The sequence below is a fragment of the Azospirillum sp. SYSU D00513 genome, from assembly GCF_017356015.1.
In the GTDB taxonomy this organism is placed as follows: Bacteria; Pseudomonadota; Alphaproteobacteria; order Azospirillales; family Azospirillaceae; genus Azospirillum.
Genome location: NZ_JAFIQV010000003.1, coordinates 175,424 through 191,970, shown reverse-complemented (window position 1 = coordinate 191,970; position 16,547 = coordinate 175,424). Strand labels below are relative to the sequence as shown.

Here is a 16,547-nt window from a genome sequence, read left to right as displayed (position 1 = left end):
CCGGATTGGCGTCCAGTCAATCCGGAAGGAGGCTTCGGCCCTCTCCAGTCAGTCCGGCTGGTTGCGCCGGCGCAACTTGGCGGCCCGGATGGCCTCCTCGATGGCATCACGGGCGGCTTCCAGCTCGCCGATCTGCCCGTCGGTCAGAGTCTGCTCCGACCTGCGGAAGAGGTCGGCGGCCTTGGCGATGCGGGAGAGCTGGGTGATGAAGCGCGGTGCGGCGGCCGGCTCGCCCTGCCCGGCCGATGCGCGGGCTGGGCCGGCGGTGCCCGCCTGGGCCTTCATTTCTTCCCACAGCGCGAGCTGCCGCTCCTCGCCGTCGGCGCGGATCAGCGCCACCACCTGCGCAAGCTTCACGCGGCCTTGGAAGTCCGGAAGCTCGGCCAGGATCGGGTCGGGCAGGGCCTTGATCTGGCGCAGCACGTTGGCGCTGGCCCCCTGCTTGGCCTGTTCCCAGAGCGCCAGCCGGGTGCCCTCCCCGTCCGCCTCGACGATCTCCGTCAGCAGCTTGGCGGACAGCCGGTCGCGGTGTTCGGACAGCTCCCGAGTGATGGCGTCCGGCAAATCAAGGATCGCCAGCATGCGGCTGACATAGGTCTTCGACTTGCCCAGCAGCTCGGCCAGTTCGTCCTGGCTGAGCCCCCTCTCCTCCTTCAGCCGCCGCAGGTAATCGGCCAGCTCCAAGACGCCCAGATCCTCGCGCTGAATGTTCTCCAGCAGGGACAGCAGCGCCGGATCATCGCCATCGGTGATGGCTGCGGGGATGTGGCTCTTTCCGGCGAGGCGCGACGCGCGCCAGCGGCGCTCGCCGCCGACGATCATGTAGCGGTCGCCGGGAATGGACCGGACGAGGATGGGCTGGAGCACGCCGTAGCGCCGGATGGACTGCACCAGCTCGTCCATTGCCGCCGGGTCGAGCAGTTCGCCAGCCTCGTCGAGGATGCGGCGCGGCTGGGCGGGGTTCGGCTCGATCAGGTCGAGCGACAGCACGCGCAGCTTCAGCTCAACCCCGGTCGGGGCGATGGTGGCCGGAACGCTCATGGCGGCGGCTGGCTGGGCCTGGGGCGGGGCATTCGTCGCCACGAGGCCGGCGGTCGAGCGGGTGGCGCGGCTCAGCATGTTGGCCGCCATGATGCCCTTGGGCTTAGGCATGGGTGGACTCCTTCGCCTTCAGGTCGGAGCGCTGGGCGTCGCAGAGATCGACCAGCGCATCGGCCACGGCCTGGTAGCTTTCGGCACCGGCGGCCTTCGGGTCGATGGCAAGCGCGGGCCGGCCGTCGTTGACGCCCTTCGGGTAGATCACACTGCGGCTGACCGGCGGGAAGACGCGGAAGCCGTTCTGGCGGCCCATCTCCTCCAGGTCGGTGAGGCGCTCGCGGTCCTGCGTGCGCCGCGCGTCGTAGAGTGTGGGCAGGATGCCGAGCACGCGCAGGGCCGGATTGACCAGCGCCTGCACATCGGCCAGCGTCTCCAGCAGAAGCGGGATGCCCATCAGCGACAGGGTTTCCGTCTGACTGGGGATGAGGACAAGGTCGGACGCGTTCAGCGCGGACACCGTGATCTGGCTGAGGTGCGGCGGGCAGTCCAGCAGGATGAAGTCGTAGCGCTCCTTCACCTCCTGGATCTTGGCGCGCAGGATCAGGGCGCCGTTCGGGCGGTGGTTGATCTCGCTGTCGGCGCGGGCGAGCGAGATGCTGGAGGGCAGCAGGTCGATGGTGCCGTCGCACACGCTCATGATCACCTGGTCGATCGCGGCCCGGTGGAACAGCACATGGTTCAGCGTCAGCTTTTCGGCATCGCGGTCGGCCGGATAGATCCCGAGATGGATGGTGGCGCTGCCCTGCGCGTCGCAGTCGATGACGAGGACGCGCTTGCCGGCCTCCGCCAGCAGGTGGGCGATGTTGACCACGCTGACGGTCTTCGCGACGCCGCCCTTCTGGTTGATCACGGCCATGACCAGCGCCGGCCCGGCCTTGACGGATGGGATCGCCGTGGGGTTGCCGCCCGTCGCCTTGAGATGCTGCGCCACGAGTTGCGGCACCCGTTCCGCCCCGGTCTCCCAGCGGCTGATCTTGGCCTTGTCGTATTTCCGGTCTAGGGCGTCGTTGAGCAGGTCCGCGAAGGCCTGCTGGTCGAGGTTGCGGGCTTCGCGCATCTGGCGCAGCTCCGCGCCGGACAAGGTTTCGGGCATGGGAACTCCAATCGCTTTCGGGCAGCATGCCGCCGGTTGACGGTACCGTCAACCCGGTTGAAGCTACCCGAAAGCGTGGGGCAGGGGAGAGTTGCGCCGGCGCAACCCTGCCCGGTTCTCCAGAATGCCGGCCCTACTCGTTCAGGAAGGGGTTGTAGAGGCGTTCCTCGCCGAAGGTGGACATCGGCCCATGCCCGGGGATGAAGGCGTATTCGTCGCCGAGTGGAAGGAGCTTCTCGTTGATGGAGCGGATAAGCGTGGCGTGGTCCCCCTTGGGGAAGTCGGTGCGGCCGACGGAGCCTTGGAACAGCACATCGCCCACGACCGCCAGCTTGCTTGGCTCGTGGATGAAGACGATGTGGCCGGGCGTGTGACCGGGGCAGAAATAGACATTCAGGGTCTGGTTGCCGACGGTCACCGTGTCCCCCTCCTCGAGCCAGCGGTCCGGCGTGAAGGAGCGGGTCGGCGGGAACCCGAACATCTCCGCCTGCATGGGCATGCCGTCGATCCAGAACTTGTCCTCAAGCTGCGGACCTTCGATGGGCAGGCTGAATTTTTCCGACAACTCGGCGACGCCGCCGACATGGTCCAGATGACCGTGGGTCACGAGGATCTTTTCCAGCGTGACGCCCTTCGCCTCCACGGTCCGCAGCACGCGGTCCAGGTCCCCGCCCGGATCCACGGCGGCGCCCTTCATGGTTTCGGGACACCACAGGACCGTGCAGTTCTGCTGGAACGGCGTGACGGGAACGATGGCGTACTGCATGTGCTGCCCTCATCAAGAGACATGTCCGGGCCGGAGGTTACGCGCCAGCCCGAAACGGAGCAACCGGGATGGCGCGGATCCGCGCTCGCATCCCGGCGGGAAACACGCTATGGTCGATGCAGCCCCATAAGGGAAAACCCAATCTCCGCGCCGTTTTTCGGCTGCCTTCCCCATATCGATGATACCGAACGCCGCCTACGGTTCTGCGACCGCGATGCCGCCGATGCAAGTGATGCCGATGGTGCTCGCGCCGAACCGCCCGTCGATGCCGCACGCGGCGTTCACCGTCCGAGCCTCCCTGCCGCGGAACCCGCAAGGGCCGCGCGCAGGGGCTCGGACCGCCGCCTGAAGGATCGAGTTCCGCCGCAATGCTGTCGCAGAAAGCAAAATACGCCCTGCGGGCCCTCATCATGCTCGCCGAACGGTCGGACATGGAACTGGTCCTGATCGCCGACATCGCCGAACGGGAGAACATTCCGCGGAAGTTCCTGGAAGCCATTCTGGTGGAACTGCGCAAGCACGGGCTGCTCTTCGCCAAGCGGGGCAAGAGCGGCGGCTACCGGCTGGCCCGAGCAGCGGCTGACATTTCCTTCGGAGAGGTGATCCGCCTCGTGGACGGTCACCTGGCGCCGATCCCCTGCGCCAGCAAGAATTCCTTCCGGCCCTGCGACGACTGCATCGACCCGGAAACCTGTTCGGTGCGCTGGCTGATGATCCAGGTGCGCGACGCCACGGCCTCCGTGCTGGACAACTGCTCGCTGGCCGACGCGCTCCGGCATCGGCAGGCGACCGGCAGCCTCCCGATGAACTTCGACATCTGAGGGCAGGGCGGCCCGCTCTCCATTCGATGATCAGGGCATCAGGTCGACGGCCACGAAGACGCGGTCGAGGGCGCGGTTGGTGACCTCGCGGACGATTGCCGCCTCTTCCAGCTCATCGACCAGGAGTTGCGCGCCACGGAAGGTGGTGCCGAGCCGCTTCTGGATGTGGCGCACCGTGAAGGCCGGCTCCTCGAACAGCCCGTCCATGACCTCGGGCAGGCGGGAGTTGCGCCGGCGCAATCCCACGCGCCGCCGCCAGGTCTCGGCGGCCTGGTCCAGCGCCGCGGCGCGCTGGCGCTCCCGGCGGGCGGCCTCCGCCACCATCTCCGCCAGCCAGACGCGCCAGTCCTCGTCCCGGCCGCGCGCGGCGATCTGGGCCGTCGTGCGGTCGGTCTGGAGCGCCGCGGCCATGGGCAGCCAGACGTTGGAAGCCCGGCAGTTCCGCCCGACGGCCAGCGCCGCCATGAGGCGGGCCGGCGCGACCGCCCAACCGGGCGTCCGCAAATCGGGCGCCGGGCGGAGCAGGCCGGCCAGCATGCCGACCGCGCCGAGCATCGCCGGCTCTTCCCCGGCGGCCTCGATGCGGGCGAGCAGGGCGCTCGCCTCGGTCTCGCGCTCCGCCGAGAAGACCAGCCGCCCCGGATCGCGCCCCGAGATCTCCGCCTGAAGGCAGCGCCAGAGGGATTCCAGCCAGCCGAGCGACCAGGGGGCCGGTGCCTCGGCATCCATTCCCTCGGAGGGAACTCCGTCGAACGTGTCCTCCTCACGGTCGAAACGGCTCAGATCGGCCATGTCGGCTTCCAGTTCCGCCACCGCGCGCCAGGCATCGGCCGCGGCGCCGCCGGAACGCGGCGGGGAAGGGCGGGACATGCGCCGGGCCGGTGCCGCCAGGCGCCCCTGCGTGAAGAGCGCCCCCTGCCACAGCGAGCGGACCGACTGCGCGGTCCCCCGCCCGGCGTGCGGGACGAGGTCCGGGCTGACCGTGGCGATCAGGAAATCCGTGGGGTCCACCGCCACGCCGTCCAACCGTGCCGCGGCGCAGGCGTCACGCCGCGCGGCGTCCGCCCAGAGCCGACCGCGCCGCACGGGATCCTGCATCGCCTCGGCCAAGCGCCCGAGCGCGCGTTCGGCTTCCAGCAGGGCGGAGAGAAGACGGGAGGAGGGCGATTGCATGGCCTGGCCGGTAAGAACGCGTTCGGCCGGCATGATACCGAAGCCGTGCTTTTCTTCCAGCCGGCTCTTGCCCCACGCGTCCTGGCCCGCCGCTGCCGCAAGAATACGCGCGGTTCGGGACGTCAGGCCTTCCCCAGATCCTTCGCCATCAGCCACTGGTCGAGGGTCTCCTCGACCAGCGTTCCGTCCGCCGCCGTGACGCGGTTCGTCTCCGTCAGTTCGCCGGCCACGCGCCAGCCCAGCCGCTCGTAGAAGCGTAGCGCCGCCTCGTTGGAGCGCTCGACGCCGAGTTCGGCGCGGTGGATGCCGCGTTCGCGCAGCAGCGCTTCGGCGGCGGTCATCAGATGACGGCCGATGCCGATGCCGTGCAGCGGGTAGAAGCTGCGCACCGCCCAGAGATAGGCGACGGTCTCCTCCTTCCCGCGCTCGAAATCGATCCACACCTGCCCAACCGGGAATCCGCCGGTTAGCCCCAGCAGCATCAGCCCGTCGCCGCGGCATTGCGCCTCGAAGGCGCCGTGGATGATGGCGCGGTCACGGCTGTACAGTCCCATCCATTCCAGCGCAGGCAAATCCCCCTCCTCGCAGAGGCGGATGACCATCTCCACCGAAAGGGTGGCGCGGCCGAGAAGGGCGCGATCGGTGCCGGGTGCGGTCATGGCTCAATGTCCAACGAGAAGCGGCGCGCCCAGCTCGGCCGGTCCAGGGCGCCCCATTTGTACTTGTAGGCCTCGCGCCCGCGCAGGAAATCGAACTCGCGGGCGCCTTCGCGCAGCGCTTCCGCGATGGCGTGGCCGACGGCCAGCACGCCGGGGCCGAGTGGTGCCAGTTCCGGGTCGAAGCCGCCGAGGTAGTAATAGGCGCACCGTCCGTCGCCGAGGCCGTAATGGACGGCGGCGATCCGCCCGCCGATGCGCAGGCCGTACATCCGCAGCAGCCCGGCCCCGGCCAGTGCCGTCACCGTGTCCCGATGGAAGGCGCGGACCGCCGGATCCGCCAGCACGCCCGGTTCGCCCCGCTCCTCCCAGCGCAGGGCGTGCAGGCGGAACAGCTCCTCCAGCAGGGCTGGGGCGGTCTCCGCCGTGGCGGCCTCCACCTCCAGCGCCCCCGCGCGGAGCGCACGGCTGCGCGTGTGGCGCAGGTTGCGGACTTGCTTCGGCGGGATCGCGTCCTCCAGCCCCGCTGCCCCGGCGGAAAGGGGCAGGGTGGGGCAGACGTCCTCCACGCCTCCCTCCTCCCGCGCGCCGGGTGGCGCCGGCATGGCGCGCAGCCGCGACCAGTCGGACAGGCCGGGGAACTCCACCCGCCCGCAGCCGGTGAGGGAGGGCAGGGCGGCGATCACCGGGGCGAGCGGCAGCTCCTCCTCCACCAGCGGGTCGAGCCAGTCCGTGACGCCTATGCCCAGCGGCAGGAGCTTGCCGTCCAGCTCCCGGTACAAGGGCAGCACGCCGGCAAGCCGGCCGCCCCTGTGCAGCGCCAGCACCCACAGCTCTCCATGGGCGAAGGCGCGCCACCACGGGATCAGCCAAGCCGGATGCTGGAACGGGGTCGCGTCCGGCACGCGCCGCCACAGGGCGGCCCAGGCGGGGGCCAGCGCCTCGAGCGCCGGCAGGGTCCGGGCCGCGGCGATCCTCAGGCCGGCCGCCTCCAGTGGCGGGAGGGCGGATGGCGTGCTGTGCCGTTCGACGGAGGCCCGGGTCATGCCGCCCCCGCCTTCAGGTCCGCGCGCCGGGCAAGCCGCTCGTAGAGGTCCAGGTAACGGCCGGCCATGCGCTGTGCCGAGAAGCGCAACCGTGCCGCGGCCCGGCAGGCCTCGGGATCGAGCCGCCCGGCGGCCCCGATCGCCCCGGCCATGGCGGCGCCGTCGCCGGGCTCCACGAGGAATCCGGTGACGCCCGGCTCCACGATCTCCGCCAGCGCGCCGCTGCGGAAGGCGACCACCGGCGTGCCGGCGGCCATTGCCTCCATGGCGACCAGCGAACTGGTCTCCGGTGCCAAGCTCGGCACCAGCAGGCAGCGCGCGGCGGCGATCAGCCGGCGCTTGCGCGCCCCGCCGACCGGGCCGAGGAAGCGGCTCCCGCCGCCCAGCCGGGGCCGGATCTCTTCCGCGAAATAGCGCTCGTGCGCCTCGTAGGGGAAGACCTGCCCGCCGATCAGCAGCGGGATGCCGGCGAGCCGGGCGGCGTCCAGCGCGTGGTGGAACCCCTTTTCCGGGCACAGCCGCCCGAGCGCCAGGGCGAAGTTCCGCTTGGAGACCCTCCCGGACAGCCGCTCCAACTCCACCCCGTTGCCGATGTGGGGGAGGAGCCGGGTGCCCGGCGGGCAGGCGCGCTCCTGCGAGGCCGATACGCAGACCATGTGCATGTTGGGGCGCGCCGCCGCGAAAACCTCCGGCGGGTACCAGCCCGGCGGCAGGTGCAGCGTCACCAGGCTGGGCACGCTGGGCTGCGGCAGGTAGGCGTGGAAATCGATGCCGTGCAGATGGACGATGTCCACGGGATGGCACGCCAGCGCCTCGCGCACCGCGCGGCGGACGACGGCATGCCCCGCCGTGCGGACGGCATCGTCGATGCGGCCCCGCACGGCCGGAACGGGCAGCAGCCTGCCCGCGACGCGCGACCCCTCGCAGGCGATCACCAGGGACCGGTGCCCCGCCGCCGTCAGGGCGCGGTCGAGGATTCCCAGCACCTGTTCGGCGCCGCCGACGGAGTCCGGCATGACCGGGGCGAAGGGGTAGGCGACGCTCAGCACCGTCAGCGCCATGCCGTGTCCTCCAGCCCCAGCGCGGCGAGCGCGTCGGAGGCCAGCCCGCGCCAACGCTCCCCCGTCATGCCCCAGTCGAAACGCTCATAGTTCAGCAATCCCGCGTGCGGCGTGCGGGTGAAGTCGTAAAGAGGCGCGTCACGGTAACGCTCGACGTCGTCGCGGAAGGGCGACAGCGTCGCCGCCTGACTCGCATGGGCGTCGAGCATCCGCCGCTTGAGCGCGCGCTCCGTCCCGTCGAGGCGGACCGTGCGGACTGGCTGGCCCGGCAGCGGCAGGAACTCCTGGAAGCTGGTCACCCCGTCGCCGTCCCCGTCCTGGTAGGAGGCCATCTCCTCCACGGCGGGCAGCGGGTGCCCCTCGCGGCGGAGCAGCGCCAGGGCGGCGTGCGCGGCGAAGGCGGTCGCGTCGTGGTCGGGGTGCCCGCCCTCGTAAGGCTGGGTCAGCAGCCGGTGAGGCCGGTGCTCCTTGATCAGGGCGGCGATCCGCCGCGCCGGCGCGGTCATGTCCAGGGAGGCGCCCTGGTCCGGATATCCCAATTCCAGCAACCGGCCGGCGGGCAGGCCCGCCAGCGCCACGGCCGCTTCCAGTTCGCGGCGGCGCAGGGCCGCATAGTCCTGCCAGGTGGCGCAGCCGGCGTTGCGCGCGTCGGCGCCCGAACGCGGCGCGCCGTCCGTCACATGGACGACCAGCGCCTCCCTGAAGCGTCCGATCCGCGCCCCGGCCCCGATGGTTTCGTCGTCGGGATGGGCGACGACGACCATGGCGCGCTCGGCACTGTCCGTCAGCAGCGAGGGGATCGCGGCGTTCGCGGCGGCAATCGCGTGTGTGTCCGGCATGTCGTTCCGATCATGGAAACCAGAAGGCGAATGGTCGGAACAGGGGACCCCGGCCAGAGTTGCGGGACGCAGAGGCGGTACGTGCGCGGGCTTCATCCCAAATGGGACAGCTTCCAAAGAGGCGGTTGCCCCGCGTCGCGGACGCGCCGTCTTATCCGGGGTTCGTTCCGGACGGAGAGGTCGGTGCATGAAGCGGCGTGTCGGGGTGCGATGGACCATCGGGGACGTCAGCCCTCTGGGATTCGAGGCGCTGCGCCTGTCCATCCGGGGCGCGCGCCGGCTGTTCGGCGAGGACGCCGCCTACGCCGTCGTCGTGAACTCCCTGTCGCTGGAGGAGGCGCGGGCGCGCACGGGCTCCGTTCCGGACGGGGTGGAGTGGCGCGCCGCCGGCGGCTTTCCGGACAGGCTGCGCCGCTGGTTCGACGACGGCATGGCGGAAGGCGTCGCCTGGAAGTTCGCGCCCCCGCGCTGCTTCCCCGACCGCTACGAGGTCTCCCTCGACAATGACTGCATCCTCTGGGACATGCCGGGCGCCATGGCCGCCTGGCTTGAGGAATCCGAGCCGCGCTGCCTGATCGCCGCCGATGTGGAGCTGGCGCACGGAGCCTTCACCGGCATGACCCGGCCGGATCCGCGCAACGCCGGCATCCGCGGCCTGCCGCCCGGCCATGACCTTGAGAGGGCCCTCCTCACGGTGCTGGAGACGCATGCGGCACCCCTGACCTCGGAACTCGACGAGCAGGGGCTTCAGGTCGTCGCCCTCGACCTCGGCCGGCCGGCGCATGTAGTCTCCACCGCCGAGGTGTCCATCTGCTCGCCGCTCTGGCCCAAGCGCCCGATCCTGGGACGCGCCGGCGCGCATTTCGTCGGGCTCAACAGCCGCGATCTGCCCTGGAACTATTACGACCGCCCGGCGTCCGAATGGGTCGCCGAGAACTGGGCCAACCACCGGCCGGAACTGGAGCGCCGCGTCGGGCCGTAGGGGCGGGGGCCCCGGCCGAGGCGGCGGAAAAGGCCGGACTACCGGATCGGAAAGAAGCGCGGCAGCAGGGCCACGGGAACGGGAGGCCGCACGGTCCAGCCGCGGTCCCGGAGGAGGTCGTTGGATTCGACCGGCCGGCGGCCGGGGCCGAGAGACCAGGTGACGTGGTAGGTTCCCCCGCCGGGGCGGTCCGTCCGGCCGCCGATGGCGACGACCAGCGCCTGCAGGCCCAGGCTGTCATCGGCGACGCCGACGATCTCGCCCGCCTTCTCCTTCGGCAGGGGATGGTCCGGCCCGACCCCGAAGGCGAGCGTCACGTGATGCGCGATGATGCGCGGGTAGGCGGGCGGTATGGCGGCAAGCAGACGCGCCCGATCGTCCCGCGGCAGTTCCCAGCCGACATAGCCCCGTTTCATGCCTCTCCGCCCCTCGGTTCCGTCGCCGTCCGGTGGAGTTCCCGGTCAGGGCTTGCCGTTCAGGACGTCGTTCATGATCTGGTTGGCCTCCGCCGGTCCGGCAATCAGCTCGATCATGCGGACGGCGGTGAAGCCGGCGCGGGAACCCGAGGCGGGTGTTGCGGAACCGGCGCCCCGCCCGAGAAGCTGGCGGGCGGTGTCGGTCAGAGAGCTCAGCGTCTTCTGCGTGACCGCCTTCAGCTCCCCGCGCAGGCCCAGCGTGTCGGCGATGGTGGCACACTTGCGCAGCGCGCGGGCGTGGTTCTCCGCCCGCAGGAGCTGGTCGCGGGTCTCGGCGGCCTGTGCCGGGGCGGCGCCGTTCATCGTGCCGTCCCTCATCTCTTCGAGCGCCTCCAGAATGTCGCCCGTGGCGCCCTCCAGGATCTGGCTGCGCACCATCTCGTGCACCGATCCGCGCACGGCCTTGAGCCGTTGGTCGAAGCTGCTGTTGCGGCTCTGCTCCATGGCCGAGCGCGTGGCCTCCAGGCTGGCGACGAGCCCAGCCGCCAGATCCGCGACGGCCAGCCGGTCGGCCGATTGCCGCGGCGCCTGCTTCATGACGCGCGAGCGCTCCTCGATCTGGGTGATGACCGTGCCGCTGAGTTCCAGGAACAGGGCCGCGCGGTCGCCGGATTTCTGGCCCAGCTCCATGTTCCAGAGGCCGCCCAGCAGCAGGGACGGGTCGGCCAGCCGCGCGGCGGCGAGCAGGATGAAAATCTTCAAGGCCTCGGGCCTGGACCTGGCGACCTTGCGCCCGATCTCCTGCACGCCGGCCAGATGATCCTGGTGCAGCCGGACGACGGGGTGGGGCGCCAGCACCGCCTTCAGCTCCGCCACGGGGCCTGCGATCGAGAGGATGCGTGCGATGTCGCCGACCGCGCGCACCCGGTCCGGGGTGAGGCGGAGCTTCAGGTCCTCCGCGAAACGGCCCGCCTCGAACTGGCCGGCGATCAGGGCTACCGCCTCGCCCGCCTCGGTCCAGAAGGCCAGAGCCATGTCCGGCCCGTCCGGCGCTTCCGCCACGGGGCGCAACGCGCCGGAAAAGGACTTCACCCGCTCCTTGCCGATCTGCGCCTCGACCAGCGGCCACAGCCCGTTGACGACATCGCGCTCGATGGTCTTGAGGGGGGCCGGCGCGCTCCGGTCCAGGGGCTCGAACAGGTCCTCGAAGGGTTCGCAGAACAGGCGCTTCATCGTCGGGCGGCGCCGCGGCTTCAGCTCGACCAGCCGGGGGCGGATCAGCGAGAAGGTCTTCTGGACGTCCGGATGGTCGCCCATATGCTCCAGCAGCCCGACCACCTGCCGGAAACGCTGCTCGTCGATGTCGAGAAGCTTGGTACCGAGCCCGAGAAGCGCCTGGCTTTCCATGATCACGCCGCCCGTGTCTTTATGGATTCGATCCGCATGACGAGGTCCATGTCGAGCTGCCCGCTGCGCCAGTCCACATAGGCGCGGACCGAGCGCCGGTTCGCCGCCATCACCTGATCGGCCGCCGACACCTGGTCGGACGCGGATTCGGCGCGGGGCAGCAGGGGCAGGACGCGGAACAGCTCGTGGACCGCAAGGTCCTGCTCATGGCGGCTCTTGCCCTGTGCTTCGGCCCAGGTGGCGATCAGGAACTCCCAGCCGTCCATCAGCCAGGACAGCCGCGTGGCGGCGCGCCGGACGACGGTGCGCTTGGCGTCCCACTGACGCAGCAGCGTCTCGAACGCCTCCATCGCCTGGTCGAACTGGCCGACGACGTTGCGGGCGTGGTTCAGCGTGTGCTCGGCCACCTCGGCGCAGAAGCCGCCGATGGGAGCCGCCTCCGACGGGTTGCCGTCGGTCCATTCCGTCATGCTGTCGCGGAAGTTCGCCAGCTCCCGCATCAGGCGGCGCAGGCGCCCCGGCTTGGGCGAGCTGGTCAGCCCGATGGGCTGCATGAGCGCCGCCAGTTCGGCGACGCGGGCGTACAGCTCCGTCGGCTCGATGGACAGCTTCTTGGCGCCTTTCAGCATCAGCTCGCGGGTCAGCTTCTGCCCCTCCTCGGAGCCGAGGCCGCAGCGCAGGAACTCCGAGGATTCCAGCCCGACCGCCTTCAGCACCTCGGCGATGAGCTGGAAGTTGATGAGCAGCCGCTGCTCGTCGTCGTCGCCCAGCGCGGCCTCCGCCGCCTCGACCGCCAGCGGGCCGGCGAGGCCGCAGCGCGCGGCCTCCAGCACCGCCGTGCGGATGTCGCCCGGCGAGCAGCCTTCGGCCTTGACGATCAGGTCCTGGAGCATGCGGTCGTGCGCCGTCATCGGGAAGGCCATGGGCAGCGCCTTCCAGGGCACGACATAGACCCCGCGCCCCTCCGACAGGTTGGAAACCAGCACCTCCAGCTCCTCGTGCAGGTTCTTGCGCACCCGGGTCTGGGACAGCACGGGCGTCGTGAAAGCCACGGCGGCGCCGCGTTCCTCGAAGGTGGAGGGGGCGAAGTTCGTCAGCGAACGCATGGAAGGCCAGCCAGCATTGCGGATCCGGTGTTTCCGATTACAGGACCGTTCCCTAAAAATTGCGTTAAATTTTTCTCTCTGCGCGCCTTCACGTCCGCGCGACCCAAAGGCGTTAACGCGTCCCATTCCGCCTCCCCGCCTGTTTCATCCTTGGCATTGCAGAAAAGGGGATGATTGATGGCCGTCTTGAGTTGGATCGCCGCCGGCCTGCTTGGCGTGTTTTCCGTGCTGGTCGGCGCGGGCGGCCTGGCGGTCGGGCTGTTCGACCCGAACCAGCTTCGGGGCTTCATCGCCGGCCAGGCATCGGGCGCGCTGAACCGCGAGGTCGCGATCGACGGCAACCTCTCCATCGACTGGGGCGACCCGATCCGCATCCATGTGGAGGGCGTGCGCGTCGCCAACGTGGACTGGAGCGACGAGAAGAACATGGCGGAGCTGCGGGCGCTGGACGCGCAGCTCCGGCTGTGGCCCCTGCTGCGCGGCAACTTCGAATTCCCGGAACTGCGCTTCACCGGGCCGAAGCTCGTCCTGGAGAAGAACGAGGAGGGCGCCAACAACTGGACCTTCGGCGGCCCCGATCCCCGCAAGGAGGCGGCGCAGGAATCGGCCCAGCCGGAAAACCGCGGCGACATTCCGATCATCGAGCGGCTGGTGGTCGCCGAGGGGCGCCTGCGCTATCGCGATCCCACCAGCGACATCGACATCGACAGCGGCGTCAACACCGCGACCGGCGGCAACGGCGAGGATCAGGTCCAGCTCGCGGGCCAGGGCAATTTCGCGGGCAAGCCCTTCTCCCTCAACATCGAGGGCGGCTCGCTCCAGTATCTGCGCGACGACCCCAAGCCCTACCCGCTGAAGGTGGAAACCGCCATCGGCGAGACCCGCGGCAAGGTCGAGGGTTCCATCGCCGAGCCGGTGAAGCTGGAAGGCGTGGACCTCTCGGTCGAGCTGACCGGCAAGGACCTGTCGGAGATCTTCCCGATCTTCGGCATCCCCACGCCGCAGACGCGTCCCTACGGTCTGTCCGGCCACCTCACCCGCCAGGGCAGCGTCTGGAAGTTCGAGGGCATGAACGGGCGGGTCGGCGAAAGCGACCTTTCCGGCACGGTCGCGGTGGACATCGGCGGCGAGCGGCCGAAGATCACCGGTGACCTGACCTCCAAGCGGCTGGCCGCCCAGGATCTCGCGGGTTTCGTCGGCGCCTCGCCCAACGGCCCGGACGATTACGAGACCAAGCGGGAGGGGCGCATCCTCCCGGCGACCGAGATCAACGTCGAGAAGCTGCGCAACGCCGACATGGACGTGCGCTTCAAGGGCCAGCGGGTGGAGGCGCCCTTCGCCCCGCTGGAGGATCTGGACACCCGGATGGTCCTCGACAACGGGCGCCTCACCGTCGATCCGCTCTCGCTCGGCATCGGCGGCGGGCGGATCGCCGGCACGACGACGCTCGACGGGCGCGCGGAGGTGCCGGGCCTGCGCACCAACCTGGAGATCCGGCGCATCCAGCTCGCCCAGTTCTTCAAGGACACGCCCTTCGCGCAGGAGATGGGCGGAACCATCACCGGGCGCGTGCAGATCGCCGGGCAGGGCAAGACGGTGGCCGGGCTCCTCGCCTCGGCCGACGGCAAGATCGGGGCCGCCGTCGACGGCGGGCGGATCAGCAGCCTGGCCGTCAAGGGCCTGAAGACCAACGTGGTGGAGGCGCTGGGCGTCGCCCTGTCGGGGGACGAGCCCATGCGCTTCAACTGCCTCGTCACCGATCTCGCGCTCCAAAACGGGGTGGTGCGCACCAGGGCACTGGTGCTAGACACGCCGGAGACGCTGGTGACCGGCGAGGGAACCATCGACCTGCGCAACGAGGCCCTGAACCTGGACGTTCTTGGCCGCTCCAAGGAGCCGCAGGTCTTCGCGACCCATGTGCCGGTCCTCGTGCGCGGCACCCTGGGCTCGCCCGACATAGGGGTGGACGCCACGGAAACGGTCGCGCGCGGCGCCGCGGCGGTGGCTCTCGGGGTCGTCCTGACCCCGCTGGCCGCCATCCTGCCGCTGATCGACCCTGGCACCGACGAGGAGACGCATTGTGGACAGCTCATCCAGAACGCCCGCTCCCCCGCCGCCCAGCAAGGCGGGGCCGGCCGCTCATCCGGCGGGCGCGAGGAGGGCCGCGAGGCTCCGTCGGGCAGCGCGCGTTGAGGCAGCCGGCAGCCGCGCCGCATGATCGTCGACCAGCTTCTCGCGTTCGGCATCATCGGCGCGGTGATCGCATTGCTGATCACCGACCGCCTGCGCTACGACCTGGTCGGGCTGCTCGCCCTGCTGGCATCGGTCGCCACGGGGATCGTCCGGCCCAACGAAGCCTTCCGGGGCTTCTCGGACGACATCGTGATCATCGTCGGCTCCGCCCTGGTGGTCAGCGCCGGCGTGGGGCGGTCCGGCGTGGTGGAAACTCTCATGCGGCCGCTCAGCGCCCGCATGACCACGCCCTGGGCCCAGGTCGTCATCCTGACCGGGGCCGTCACCTTCCTGTCGGCCATCGTGAAGAACATCGGCGCGCTGGCCATCTTCATGCCCATCGCGCTCCAGGTCGCGCGGCGGACCGGCACGTCGGTGTCGAGCCTGCTGATGCCGATGGCCTTCGGATCGCTGCTCGGCGGGCTGATGACGCTGGTCGGCACCTCACCCAACATCATCGTGTCGCGGATGCGGGACGAGCTGGTGGGCCATCCCTTCGGCATGTTCGACTTCACGCCCGTCGGGCTGACCATCGCTCTGGCCGGGCTGGTCTTCCTGGGCTTCGGCTACCGGCTCCTGCCGACCGGCCGGCAGGCGGCGTCGTCCCAGCCCAGCTTCTCCATCGCCGACTACACGGCGGAGGTGCTGGTGCCCGCCTCCTCCCCCTTCGTCGGGAGGACCGTCGCCGATCTCGAGGCCGGCAGCGACGGCGACGTGACGGTCACGACCGTCATCCGCGACCACTTCCGGCGCCTGGTCCCGACGAGCCACTGGGTCCTGCTGGCCGACGACATCCTCGTGGTGGAGGCCGACACCCAGGCGCTGTCCAATCTGGTCAAGCGCGCCGGGCTCCAGCTCGTGCACGAGCACGGACCAGAACCGGAGCCGGAGGAGAAGAAGGGCCGCAAGGCCGACGACACCGTTCTGGTGGAGGCGGTGGTGGAGCAGCGCTCCATGCTCGTCGGCAGCACGGTGGAGGACGGCGCCCTGCGCGAGCGCTACGGCGTCAACCTTCTGGCGCTGAGCCGCCGGGGCAAGCCGATCCGCCAGCGGCTGCGCCGGGTTCGCTTCCAGTTCGGCGACCTGGTCGTGCTCCAGGCGCCGGCCAAGGGGCTGAGCGACACGCTGACGCAGCTCGGCTGCCTGCCGCTGGCCGAGCGCGGCGTCGCCATCGGCCGGCCCGAGAAGCGCCGGCTGGCGCTGGGCATCATGGCGGTCACCATCGGCCTGATCGCGACCGGGCTGGTACCCGTCGCCGTCGCCTTCTTCGGGGCCGCCGTGCTGATGACTGCGCTGAACGTCCTCTCGGTCAAGGAGGCCTACGAGGCCATCGACTGGCCGATCCTCGTGCTGCTCGGCTCGCTCATCCCCGTCAGCGAGGCCCTGCGCACCACCGGCGGGACCGAGCTGATCGCCGGCTGGCTGTCCTACGTGGCGGAGGGGCTGCCGCCGGTCGGGGCGCTCGCCCTGATGATGATGGCGGCCATGGCGGTGACACCCTTCCTTAACAACGCCGCCACGGTGCTGGTGATGGCCCCCATCGCGGCCAGCCTCGCCGCCCATCTCGGCCTGCGGCCCGACGCCTTCCTGATGGCCGTGGCGGTGGGCGCCGGCTGCGACTTCCTCACCCCCATAGGCCACCAGTGCAACACGCTGGTCATGGGACCGGGCGGCTACCGCTTCGGCGATTACTGGCGGCTGGGCGCGCCCCTTTCGCTGATCGTCCTCGTCCTCGGCACGGCGGCGATCGCCCTGTTCTGGCCGCTGGCGCCGCTTTAGGATGGCGGCCTGCCCCGCCGAAACGCACCGGGGGACCGCTCAAGGGACTGTGAAGGGGCTGCGGCACGCTGG

15 protein-coding genes are annotated in these 16,547 nt (G+C 70.5%); 4 read left to right on the top strand and 11 right to left on the bottom strand.

Going from position 1 to position 16,547, the window contains the following annotated elements; all coding sequences use genetic code 11:
• Positions 1 to 48: 48 nt before the first annotated feature.
• The 3 genes from JUB11_RS03870 to JUB11_RS03860 all read right to left on the bottom strand — a co-directional run bounded on the left by JUB11_RS03870 (position 49) and on the right by JUB11_RS03860 (position 2,957).
• Positions 49 to 1,152 carry a ParB/RepB/Spo0J family partition protein gene (locus JUB11_RS03870; protein WP_207456285.1) on the bottom strand — a complete coding sequence of 368 codons (1,104 nt, stop codon included), beginning with the start codon at positions 1,150 to 1,152 and terminating at the stop codon, positions 49 to 51.
• Positions 1,145 to 2,191 (bottom strand): AAA family ATPase, encoded by a 1,047-nt coding sequence (locus JUB11_RS03865; protein WP_207456283.1) that lies wholly within the window; start codon positions 2,189 to 2,191, stop codon positions 1,145 to 1,147. The genes JUB11_RS03870 and JUB11_RS03865 overlap by 8 nt, the downstream gene beginning before the upstream one ends.
• 133 nt (positions 2,192 to 2,324) lie before the next feature.
• The gene (locus JUB11_RS03860) at positions 2,325 to 2,957 is read right to left on the bottom strand and encodes an MBL fold metallo-hydrolase (RefSeq protein ID WP_207456281.1); all 633 of its coding nucleotides are present in this window, start codon (positions 2,955 to 2,957) and stop codon (positions 2,325 to 2,327) included.
• Between the two features lie 368 nt (positions 2,958 to 3,325).
• On the opposite strand from JUB11_RS03860, the gene JUB11_RS03855 reads away from it, so the two are divergent.
• Entirely contained in the window at positions 3,326 to 3,778 is a 453-nt protein-coding gene (locus tag JUB11_RS03855; RefSeq protein ID WP_207456279.1) for an Rrf2 family transcriptional regulator, read from the top strand.
• Between the two features lie 30 nt (positions 3,779 to 3,808).
• Here JUB11_RS03855 and JUB11_RS03850 read toward each other — a convergent pair whose 3' ends face one another.
• The 5 genes from JUB11_RS03850 to JUB11_RS03830 form a co-directional block, all read right to left on the bottom strand.
• On the bottom strand, positions 3,809 to 4,984 hold the full coding sequence (locus tag JUB11_RS03850; RefSeq protein ID WP_207456277.1) for a helix-turn-helix domain-containing protein: 1,176 nt from the start codon (positions 4,982 to 4,984) through the stop codon (positions 3,809 to 3,811).
• Positions 4,985 to 5,073: 89 nt separating this feature from the next.
• The gene (locus JUB11_RS03845; RefSeq protein ID WP_207456275.1) at positions 5,074 to 5,610 is read right to left on the bottom strand and encodes a GNAT family N-acetyltransferase; all 537 of its coding nucleotides are present in this window, start codon (positions 5,608 to 5,610) and stop codon (positions 5,074 to 5,076) included.
• Entirely contained in the window at positions 5,607 to 6,653 is a 1,047-nt protein-coding gene (locus JUB11_RS03840; RefSeq protein ID WP_207456273.1) for a GNAT family N-acetyltransferase, read from the bottom strand. Before JUB11_RS03840 ends, JUB11_RS03845 begins: the two co-directional genes overlap by 4 nt.
• Complete coding sequence (locus tag JUB11_RS03835) at positions 6,650 to 7,714, bottom strand: glycosyltransferase family 4 protein (RefSeq protein ID WP_207456271.1); 1,065 nt, start codon at positions 7,712 to 7,714, stop codon at positions 6,650 to 6,652. Before JUB11_RS03835 ends, JUB11_RS03840 begins: the two co-directional genes overlap by 4 nt.
• A complete protein-coding gene (locus JUB11_RS03830; protein ID WP_207456269.1) occupies positions 7,705 to 8,553 on the bottom strand; it encodes a PIG-L family deacetylase in 849 nt (282 codons plus the stop codon). The genes JUB11_RS03835 and JUB11_RS03830 overlap by 10 nt, the downstream gene beginning before the upstream one ends.
• Positions 8,554 to 8,740: 187 nt before the next feature.
• On the opposite strand from JUB11_RS03830, the gene JUB11_RS03825 reads away from it, so the two are divergent.
• Positions 8,741 to 9,535: a hypothetical protein gene (locus tag JUB11_RS03825; protein ID WP_207456268.1), complete on the top strand. Its 795-nt coding sequence runs from the start codon at positions 8,741 to 8,743 to the stop codon at positions 9,533 to 9,535.
• Between the two features lie 38 nt (positions 9,536 to 9,573).
• On the opposite strand, the gene JUB11_RS03820 is transcribed toward JUB11_RS03825, so the two are convergent.
• The 3 genes from JUB11_RS03820 to JUB11_RS03810 are packed head-to-tail and all read right to left on the bottom strand — an operon-like array spanning position 9,574 to position 12,464.
• Complete coding sequence (locus JUB11_RS03820) at positions 9,574 to 9,951, bottom strand: hypothetical protein (RefSeq protein WP_207456267.1); 378 nt, start codon at positions 9,949 to 9,951, stop codon at positions 9,574 to 9,576.
• A gap of 45 nt (positions 9,952 to 9,996) precedes the next feature.
• On the bottom strand, positions 9,997 to 11,358 hold the full coding sequence (locus JUB11_RS03815) for a hypothetical protein (RefSeq protein WP_207456402.1): 1,362 nt from the start codon (positions 11,356 to 11,358) through the stop codon (positions 9,997 to 9,999).
• A 2-nt stretch (positions 11,359 to 11,360) separates the two neighbouring features.
• Positions 11,361 to 12,464 carry a hypothetical protein gene (locus JUB11_RS03810; protein WP_207456266.1) on the bottom strand — a complete coding sequence of 368 codons (1,104 nt, stop codon included), beginning with the start codon at positions 12,462 to 12,464 and terminating at the stop codon, positions 11,361 to 11,363.
• Positions 12,465 to 12,641: 177 nt separating this feature from the next.
• Here JUB11_RS03810 and JUB11_RS03805 point away from each other — a divergent pair, with 177 nt between their 5' ends.
• Positions 12,642 to 14,657, top strand: a complete 2,016-nt coding sequence (locus JUB11_RS03805) for an AsmA family protein (protein ID WP_207456265.1) — start codon at positions 12,642 to 12,644, stop codon at positions 14,655 to 14,657.
• Positions 14,658 to 14,678: 21 nt separating this feature from the next.
• On the top strand, positions 14,679 to 16,475 hold the full coding sequence (locus JUB11_RS03800; protein WP_207456264.1) for an SLC13 family permease: 1,797 nt from the start codon (positions 14,679 to 14,681) through the stop codon (positions 16,473 to 16,475).
• Positions 16,476 to 16,547 lie beyond the last annotated feature (72 nt).